The organism is Tepidimonas sp., from assembly GCF_036824975.1.
GTDB lineage: Bacteria > Pseudomonadota > Gammaproteobacteria > Burkholderiales > Burkholderiaceae_C > Tepidimonas.
In genome coordinates this window covers 1-8,807 of record NZ_DAISZC010000057.1, presented here as the reverse complement: position 1 = coordinate 8,807, position 8,807 = coordinate 1, and the positions used below count along the sequence as shown (strand labels likewise).

Below are 8,807 nucleotides of genomic sequence, written 5' to 3'. Positions count from 1 at the left end.
GCAGTGTCGCCATCCAGCGCTGTAGCGCGTTGTGCTGCTGGCGCAGGGCGGTGTGCGCCTGTTCCCGCGTCACGGCCACGAAATGCAGGGGGCGTGGTGCCGGCCAGCGCGCCAGCCGTCCCAGATCGGCCCGGATCACGGTAGCCAGCTTCGGATAACCGCCGACGGTTTGCGCATCGGCCAGCAGCACGATGGGTTGGCCGTTGGCGGGCACCTGAATCGCCCCCGGGGCGACACCGTCAAAGACGATGTCGGCATGCTGCGGCGAGCGGTGCGCCAGCGGTGGCCCCGCCAGCCGCATGCCCATGCGGTCACGCTCGGCGGTCACGCGCCAACCGCTGTCGCACAGTGCCGCCAGCGCCCCGGGCGCGAAGTGATCCTCCTGCGGCCCGGGCAGCACGCGGATCGGGCCCTCGTCGTCTGCCAGGGGGGGCCGCGGCGCTCGGGCGCATCGGGATCCGGGGTCGGCTGCGCGCAAGGCAGGCGGTCACCGGCCTGCAGGGCACGCCCGTTCAGCCCCCCCATAGCGGTGCGCTCGTGCGTGGCCCGGCTGCCCAGCACCGGGGGCACGTCGATGCCACACGGCACAGCCAGATACGCCAGCCCCTGCACCGCCCCCAGCCGCAGCACGTCGCCCGGCTGCAGGGTAACCGTGCACCAGCCCGGCAAGGGTTGCACCGCGCCGCCCTGCCGTTGCACGGTGGCCTGCACCGCGCCCACCACTGCCACGCGCACGGCGCCGCCCTCGGCCTGCAGGCTCGGGCCCAGCAGGCGCATCTCCAGCACCGCCGCGCGCGCGTCATTGCCCAGCAACCCATTGGCTGCAGTGGCCCAGACCGGGTCGAGCGCGCCGGCCCGCGCCACGCCCCAGTGGCGGCAACCGACACGGCCCTGATCCTGCACCGTGTTGCCCAGCCCCGGCTCGATCACGCGCAACCCGCGGCTCACCGCATCTCCCTACCGCGGCACCACTGCGCCAGGTCCAGCTCACCGGCCTCGGCCCGGGCCTGCAGGGTGGCGAACCCGGCTTCATCCACGGCGTACCAGCGCACCACGTCGCCGCTGGCCAGCAGCGCCGGCGGATGGCGCCGCAGGTCGAACAACGGCACGGGCGTGCGCCCCACCAGATGCCAGCCGCCGGGGCTGCTCCACGGATAGACCGCGCACATGGCTGCGGCCAGTGCAATCGAGCCGGCGGGCACCGTCTTGCGCGGCGTCGCCAGACGGGGCACCTGCAGCGCTGGGGGCACGCCGCCCATGTACGGAAAGCCAGGCATGAAGCCGATCTGGTAGACACGCAGCTCGGCCTGCTGCAGGGTCTGCACCACGGCGTCGATCGTCAGGCCCAGGCGCTCGGCCAGCGGCGGCAAATCCGGCGCCATGGCCGGCGCAAAGCACGCCGGCAAGGTCCAGCGTCGGCCAGCCGTGACGGCGGGCACGGCTTGGGCAGCCAGCGTGCGCAGCGCCGTACCCAGCGCCTCGCCATCGCAGCGCAGCGGCTCGTAGTGCACGGTCAGCGAGCGGAAGGTCGGCACCACGTCGACCACTGCACTCCAAGGTTCGCCGCCGGCGGCACAGGCCGCGCGCACGGCTCGCTCCAAACCGTCGACGCGCGCATGCAACGCCGGGTCGATGGCGTCACCGAACTCGACGGTCCACGCTGCATCGCCCAGCGCCAGCAGGCGCGCTGCGGTCATCAGCCCCCCATGCGCTGCGGCAGCCACGTCACCAGCTCCGGAAAGAGGTACAGGAGCAGCACGGCCAGCGCCATCAGACCAAACATCGGGACGGCGTAGCGTGCCAGCTCCGTCACCTGGCGGCCGGTCATGCCCTGCAGCACGAACAGATTGAAACCCACCGGCGGCGTGATCTGCGCCATCTCCACCACCACGACGACGAAGATGCCGAACCAGATCAGGTCCAGGCCCGCCGCCTCGACCGTAGGCAGCAGCGCGCCCATGGTCAGCACGACGATCGAGATACCGTCCAAGAAGCAGCCCAGCACGATGAAAAACAGCGCCAACGCCAGAACCAGCTCCCACTGGGCCAGGCCGAGCGATCCGATCCAGCCCGCCAGGTGACGGGGCAGACCCAGGTAGCCCATGGCCAGCGTGAGGAAGGCGGCACCGGCCAAGATCAGCGCGATCATGCTGTACATGCGCGTGGCACCCAGCAGGCTGTCGCGAAAAGTCTGCCAGCTCAGCGCCCCTTGCGTGGCCGCGAGGGCAAGCGCCCCCACCACGCCCACCGCTGCCGCTTCGGTGGCGGTGGCGATGCCGGTGTAGATCGTCCCCAGCACGCCGCCAATGAGCAGCAGCACCGGCAGCAGGTGGCGGCTGGCGCGCAACCGGGCTGCCAGCGACAGCCGCTCGCCATCGTCCGGGATGGCCCGGGGATGCAGCAGCGCCCAGACCACGACGTAGCCCATAAACAAGGCGGCCAGCAACACACCGGGAATCACCCCGGCAACGAACAGACGCGCGATCGAGACGTTGGCAGTGACGCCGTAGACGATCATGATGATCGACGGCGGAATGAGCAGACCCAGTGTACTGGCACCGGCCAGTGTGCCCAGACTCAGGGCCTCGGGGTAGCCGCGCCGGCGCAACTCGGGCAGCGTCATCTTGCCAACGGTGGCGCAGGTGGCAGCCGACGAGCCCGACACCGCCGCAAACAGGGTGCTGCCCAGAATGTTGGTGTGCAGCAGCCGCCCGGGCAGACGCTGCAGCCACGGCGCCAGGCCGCGGAACATGTCCTCCGACAGCCGCGTGCGGAACAGGATTTCCCCCATCCAGACGAACAGCGGCAGCGCCGTCAGCGTCCACGACGACGACGCCCCCCAGATCGTGATCGCCATCGCATCACCGACGGCGCGCTGGGTGAACAGCTCCATACCGATCCACGCCACGCCAATCAGCGCCAGGCCGATCCAGACCCCTGCGGCCAGCGTCACGAGCAGCGCACCGATGAGCACTGCGGTGATGATCAGTTCCATGATGGGCAACTCCGCGTCATTCGATGCGTGCCGGCTCGTCCCCGGCGTCGGGGGTGGGCACATGACCACGGACGTGCTCCGCCAGCTGCACCAGCAGCGCCAGCGTCAGCAGCAGCGTGCCGGCCGCCATGCCCAGCTGCGGGATCCACAGCGGGGTGGCATCCAGTCCGGTGGAAATGTCGTAAAAGGCACGGCTTTGCCACACCAGCCGCACCGAAAACCAAGCCAGCGCCGCGGCCAGAAACAGCCCGACCACGTGCACGGCGATTTCGACCCTGCGCCGGGCGGACGCCGGCAGGCGCTGCAGCACCAGCGTGACGCGGATGTGCTCGCCCCGGCGCAGCGTGACCGGCAGTGCCAGAAAGGCAGCCGCCGCCATGCAGTAGCCGGCATAGGCGTCGGCGCAGGCCAGCGTCAGTGTCGGCACCAGCCGCCCCACGATGCTGGCCAGCACCATGGCCAGGGTGCCGATCAGAAAGGCCGCGGCTACCCAGCCGGCGGTGTCGAACATGCGATCGAGCGCCTTCATCGCGCAGCCGTCCGCAGCACACCGGTCACGGCCGGTAGGCCTTCAGCACCGCCGCTCCCTCGGCACCGGCCTGCCGCGACCATTCCTCGATCATCGTCTCGCCGATCTTGCGCAGATCGGCCTGCAGCTGCGGCGACCCCTTGCCCACCGTCATGCCGTTCTTGCGCAGCTGCTCCAGATACCAGGCGGTCTTGTCTTCGCTTTCACGCCAGCCGCGGGCCTCGGCGTCCGCAGCCGCCTTCAGCAGCGCCTCCTGCGTCGGTTTGTCCAGCGCGTCGAAGGCACGCTTGGAGACGAACACCACGTTCTTGGGCAGCCACGCCGCCACGTCGTAGTAGTACTTCACTTGCTCCCACACCTTGCTGTCGTAGCCGGTCGCACCCGACGTCATGAAGGCATTGACCGCGCCGGTGGCCAGCGCCTGCGTCAGCTCAGCCGCCTGGACGGTGACGGGCTGGGCCCCCACCAGCTGCGCGATGCGGCTGGTGTTGGGGTTGTAGGCCCGCCACTTGGCGCCCCTGAGGTCGGCGGCGGACTCGATTGGCTTGGCGCTGAAGATGCCTTGGGGCGGCCATGGCACCGCGTAGAGCACCTTCAGGCCCTGCTTGTCCAAAGCCGCCTCGATGGCCGGGCGCGACGCGGTCCGCAGTTTGCGCGCATCCGCGTAACTGGTAGCCAGGAACGGGATCGAGTCGATACCGAACAGCGCGTTTTCGTTGGAAAAGTTGGAAATCAGCACTTCACCGATCTGCGCTTGCCCGCTCTGCACCGCACGCTTGATCTCATTGGCCTTGAACAGCGACCCGTTGTCGTGCACGGTGATGGCCAGCCGCCCGCCAGTGGCACGCTCCACGTCCTTGGCAAACATCAGAATGTTGGCGGTGTGGAAGTTGCCAGCCGGATAGGCGGTGGGCATGTCCCACTTGACGCTCTGAGCAGCGGCGGTGACGTGGGCAAGCGCCAGCGTGGCGGCGGCAAACGAGGCAAACGTAACGCGCATGGGACTACTCCTGTCGAGTAGAGAAGGACGATGGCGATCCGCCCCACAAAGGGCGGCTCCTGCACAGTAACATCACGCACGCAAAACGTCAACGTTTTGTCTGCATTATGCTGTAATGACTTTCCCTGGTCGGGAGCGTTCCCCGCCGCGTACAGCGGCACAATCGGGCCGCAGCGATCCACCTTTTCCCGCCTGCCATGACCCGCACGACCTCGCCCCTGCCGCTGAATGCCGACACGCCCGCGCCCGATCGGCCGATCGTCTCCTCGGCCCACCTGGTGTCGGAAAAATCCCCGGAACTGTCGGAATTTGAATTCGGACTCATCATCGCGGCGCATGCTTTCAACCGCTGGTTGATCCGCTGCATGGGCGCTGCCGGCGTCAAGGACATGACGCCCACCGACGTACTGGTACTGCACCACATCAACCACCGCCGCACCCCGAAGCGCCTGTCGGACATCGCGTTCGTACTCAACATCGAGGACGCACACGTGGTGTCGTACTCGGTGCGCAAGCTGCAAGGCATGGGGCTGGTGTCGGGCACCAAGCGCGGCAAGGAAATGTTCTATGCCACCACCGAGGCGGGTCACGCACTGTGCCTGCGCTTCCGCGCCGTACGCGAGGCGTGTCTGATGCCGGGGTTTTCGGGCGCGGACGAGGAAAACCGCCGCTTGGCCGAGGTGGCACGCACCCTGCGCCAGCTGTCCGGCCGCTATGACCAAGCCGCCCGCGCCGCCACCGCATACTGAAGCCGCGGCCGCACCCGCCGAGCCATCAGGCCGCCACCGCTGGCGGCAGCGGGGGCGCCGTGGGCTGGGCGGGCGAATCACGGCTGGCGCGCGGCTGTGCCGCCACGCGAGCCCAGGCGCGCTCGTGGAAGAAATAGGCCACGGCCTGCACCGTCGGCTCCAGTAGCGACAGGGTGAGTGCGGCCCACAGGTTGCCCGTGACCGCGTACGCCACGGCAGCGGCCACGGTGACGTGCATGACGTAGTAGGTACCCGTCTTCATCAACGCGAAGCGGTGGGCGCGGGCAATGCGACGCAGGCGGGCCATGGGGTTCTCCTTGGTCTGGCAGGGATGACGACAACCTGAAGATAAGGCCAGAGCCCACCCGTTGCAATCGATTGTGACAATGCAATTGATAACGACTAATCGATCAGCCGCCCGTCGCGGATGGCGATCCGGCGCTCGCAGCGCGCCGCCAGCGCCGGGTCGTGCGTGACGATCAGGAACGCCGTGCCCTCCTCGCGGTTGAGTTCGCGCAGCAGCGCAAAGACGTCCAGGGCGGTGTGGCTGTCCAGGTTGCCGGTGGGCTCGTCGGCCAGCACCAGGCGCGGACGGTTCATCAGCGCGCGCACGATGGCCACCCGCTGCTGCTGCCCTCCCGACAGCTGTACCGGGCGCTTGTGCGCGTGCGTGCCCAGCCCCGTGCGCTCCAGCAGCGCGCGGGCGCGGCGGCGGTCGTCGCTGGTGACGCTGCCGCGTCCGGCCAGCACTGGCATCAGCACGTTTTCCTCGGCGGTGAAAGCCGGCAACAGGTGGTGGAACTGGAATACGAAGCCCAGGTAGCGGTTGCGCAGCGCGGTGCGCACCGTGTCGGTGGCCGCGTGCACCGGCTCGCCGGCCAGCCAGATCTCACCGGCCGTCGGCAGCTCCAGCAGTCCGATCAGGTTGAGCAGCGTCGATTTGCCCGACCCCGACGGCCCCACCAAGGCAGCAAAAGCCTGCTCGGGCAGCGTCAAGTCGATGCCGTGCAGCACCTCGACCAGGGGCGAGGCGCCGCCGCCATACGCCTTGCGCACCCCCTGCAGGCGCATGACTTCAGCCACGGATGGCCTCCACCGGATCGAGCCGGGCCGCCCGCAGCGCAGGCAACCACGCGGCCAGCACGCCCACCGCCGTGGCCAGCAGCGCGGTGGAGACGAACAGCTCCGCCTGCAGCACGATAGGGAACAGCGGAGTGCCGTCGGCGTTGCGCGCCAGCCGCGTAAAGCCCACCGCCAGCGCCCCACCCAAGCCGGCGCCCAGCAGCGAGCCGCCAAAGCCGACCAGCGCGCCCTGCAGCAGGAATACGCCCAGGATGCGCTGCCGGGGAGTGCCCATCGCGCGCAGGATGCCGATCTCGCGCTGGCGCTGCACCACCGACACCACCAGCACGCTGGCAATGCCCAGCGCCACCGCCACCGTCACGAAGACACGGATCATCAGGCTGGACGCGCTCTGGCTGCGCAGTGCCGTGACCAGCTGGCCGTTGGCCACCTGCCAGCTGTCGGCGGCCAGCCCGGTGGCCCGGTGCAGATCCGCCGCCAGCGCTTCGGCCTCGAACAGGCGCTCGGCGCGCACGTCGATCTCGGTCACGTCCAATCCCAACCCCAGCAGACTCTGCGCATCACGCAGCGGCAGCAGCACGCGGCGGCGGTTCAGGTCCTGAATGCCGTAGTCGAGCACACCGGCCACGCGCACCGACAGCGTCTCGCCCTGCGCGGACTGCAGGCGCAGGCGGCTGCCGGGCGACAGCCCCAAGTCGGCCGCCAACTCGCTGCCGATCAGCGCCGCGCCGGCCGGCAGCGCCAGCACACCCTCGCGCAGCTTGTCGTCCAGGCGAATGACCTGCTGATAGCCAGCCAGATCCACGCCCAGCAGCACCACCGCCTTGCGCACGCCACCCTGCTGGGCCACGCCTGGCCCCGCGGCCAGCGCCGCCGCAGCCGCCACGCCGGGCACCGCGCGCACGGTGGCCAGCACCGTCGCCGCGTCGGCCACTGTGGCCTCGCGCTGGGTGCGTTTGCGCACGTCGGCCAGCGTGAGCACGTCGCCCGGCTCCGAGCCGCGCTGGTTGAGCCGCTCTGCCGGCCGCAGCACCACGTGCGCCTGGGCCGATAGCGTGCGGTCGATGATGTTGGCCTGCAACCCGTTGACGATGGCGGTGATGTAGACCACCACCGCCACGCCCACCGTGACGCCACCCAGAATCAGCGCGGTCTGGAAGCGCCCTTCGCGCAGCAGCCGCCACGCCACTGTCCAGATAAACCTCATGGCCGGGCCTCGACGACACGCGCGCCCTCGCCCAGGGAGGGCGCAGGATCGATGACCACCGTGCCCGGCGCCACCCCGGCCCGCACCGGCAGCCAGCCGTCACGCGCCGGGTCGGTCTCCACAGGCCGCCAACGCACCCGGCCCTGCTCCACCGTGGCCACCCGAGCGTCGCGCACCGCCGACAGGGGCAGCAGCAGCCGGGGCTGCGGTGCGCCGGTGACGATCTCCGCCGAGACCGTCATCCCCGGCAGCCAGTGCGTGACCTGCGCCTGCGGCACCAGTTCGACCTGCACCGTACCGCGCGCGCCGTCCACTTGGGCGGCCACCCGCTGCACGCGCGCCGCCACGGGCTGCGCAGGCCAGGCGTCGGCCACCAGGGTCGCCGGCTGCCCGACCGCCACCGCGTGCAGGTCGCGCTCGTCTAGATCGAGCAGGATGCGGGGCGGCCCCGCAACGGCGAAGCGCAACATCGCCCGGCCGGGGGTCACGCCGTCGCCCACTTCCACCAGACGGGCGAGCAGGACACCGTCCGCCGGGGCGCGCACCGCGCTTTCGGCCAAGCGCGCGCGTGCCTGCCGCACCGCGGCATCGGTCTGCTGCACCCGACGCTGGGCCGCTTCGCGCGTGCGCTGCGCGACATCCAGCGCCGCCGCGCTGACGAAACCCTGGGCCTGCAGATCGCGCTGGCGCTGCCACTGACGTTCAGCCTCCAGTTGCTGTGCCAGCGCCTCGGCCCGCTGTGCCTCGGCCAGCGCCAGCGCGGCCTGCCATTCGTCGGCGCGCAGCGCCACCAGCACCGTACCGGCCGTCACCGCCGCCCCCTCGGCCACCGGGGTGGCGACGACGCGCCCAGTGAGCGTGCTGGCCAGCGTCGTCTCGCGCGCCGGGGCCACGCGGCCCGTCGCCACCACCGAAGTCTGCACCGGGCGTTCCGCCAGCACGATCGTGCGTACGGTTGCCGGCCGCAACAGCGTCCACGCCGCCGCGGCCGCCACCAGCGTCACCCCAACACCCCCCAGCCCCCACCGGATCCATCCCGCCATGTGCACCTCATCGCAACCCTTCTGGTCTGGCCCCGATTGTGCCCGCAGGTCGCCTGACCATCCGATGGCGCGGCGCCGCCTTGGGCCTTTTTACAATTCCGCGGCCCTCCGTTCCCCGACCGTGTTCATCACCGACATGTCCTTCCTGCGCTTCTCCGACCTGTGTGCTGCCGGCCAGGTGTCTGGCCGCCGCGTCTTCAT

General features: G+C 70.3%; 9 protein-coding genes and 1 pseudogene. 1 reads left to right on the top strand and 9 read right to left on the bottom strand.

The genetic code is table 11. The features are described from left to right. From V7Z54_RS07500 to V7Z54_RS07480, 5 genes and pseudogenes are all read right to left on the bottom strand, one after another. Positions 1–864 (bottom strand): annotated as a pseudogene (locus V7Z54_RS07500) (biotin-dependent carboxyltransferase family protein); the annotation flags it as partial. An 80-nt stretch (positions 865–944) separates the two neighbouring features. Continuing rightward, complete coding sequence (locus tag V7Z54_RS07495) at positions 945–1,724, bottom strand: 5-oxoprolinase subunit B family protein (RefSeq protein WP_334135546.1); 780 nt, start codon at positions 1,722–1,724, stop codon at positions 945–947. Next, positions 1,697–2,995 (bottom strand): TRAP transporter large permease, encoded by a 1,299-nt coding sequence (locus V7Z54_RS07490; RefSeq protein ID WP_443082452.1) that lies wholly within the window; start codon positions 2,993–2,995, stop codon positions 1,697–1,699. Before V7Z54_RS07490 ends, V7Z54_RS07495 begins: the two co-directional genes overlap by 28 nt. Positions 2,996–3,011: 16 nt before the next feature. Then, positions 3,012–3,506, bottom strand: coding sequence for a TRAP transporter small permease (locus V7Z54_RS07485; protein WP_334135545.1), 495 nt, complete (start codon positions 3,504–3,506; stop codon positions 3,012–3,014). Between the two features lie 43 nt (positions 3,507–3,549). Continuing rightward, positions 3,550–4,524, bottom strand: coding sequence for a TRAP transporter substrate-binding protein (locus tag V7Z54_RS07480; RefSeq protein WP_334135544.1), 975 nt, complete (start codon positions 4,522–4,524; stop codon positions 3,550–3,552). Positions 4,525–4,721: 197 nt separating this feature from the next. Between V7Z54_RS07480 and V7Z54_RS07475 the strand changes: the two genes are divergently transcribed. Beyond that, positions 4,722–5,273, top strand: a complete 552-nt coding sequence (locus V7Z54_RS07475) for a winged helix DNA-binding protein (protein ID WP_334135543.1) — start codon at positions 4,722–4,724, stop codon at positions 5,271–5,273. A gap of 25 nt (positions 5,274–5,298) precedes the next feature. Here V7Z54_RS07475 and V7Z54_RS07470 read toward each other — a convergent pair whose 3' ends face one another. The 4 genes from V7Z54_RS07470 to V7Z54_RS07455 form a co-directional block, all read right to left on the bottom strand. Next, positions 5,299–5,580, bottom strand: coding sequence for a DUF2061 domain-containing protein (locus V7Z54_RS07470; protein ID WP_334135542.1), 282 nt, complete (start codon positions 5,578–5,580; stop codon positions 5,299–5,301). Positions 5,581–5,675: 95 nt separating this feature from the next. Beyond that, positions 5,676–6,356 carry an ABC transporter ATP-binding protein gene (locus V7Z54_RS07465; RefSeq protein WP_443082451.1) on the bottom strand — a complete coding sequence of 227 codons (681 nt, stop codon included), beginning with the start codon at positions 6,354–6,356 and terminating at the stop codon, positions 5,676–5,678. Then, positions 6,349–7,563: an ABC transporter permease gene (locus tag V7Z54_RS07460; protein ID WP_334135541.1), complete on the bottom strand. Its 1,215-nt coding sequence runs from the start codon at positions 7,561–7,563 to the stop codon at positions 6,349–6,351. The genes V7Z54_RS07465 and V7Z54_RS07460 overlap by 8 nt, the downstream gene beginning before the upstream one ends. Next, positions 7,560–8,606 (bottom strand): efflux RND transporter periplasmic adaptor subunit, encoded by a 1,047-nt coding sequence (locus V7Z54_RS07455; RefSeq protein WP_334135539.1) that lies wholly within the window; start codon positions 8,604–8,606, stop codon positions 7,560–7,562. Before V7Z54_RS07455 ends, V7Z54_RS07460 begins: the two co-directional genes overlap by 4 nt. Positions 8,607–8,807: the final 201 nt, after the last annotated feature.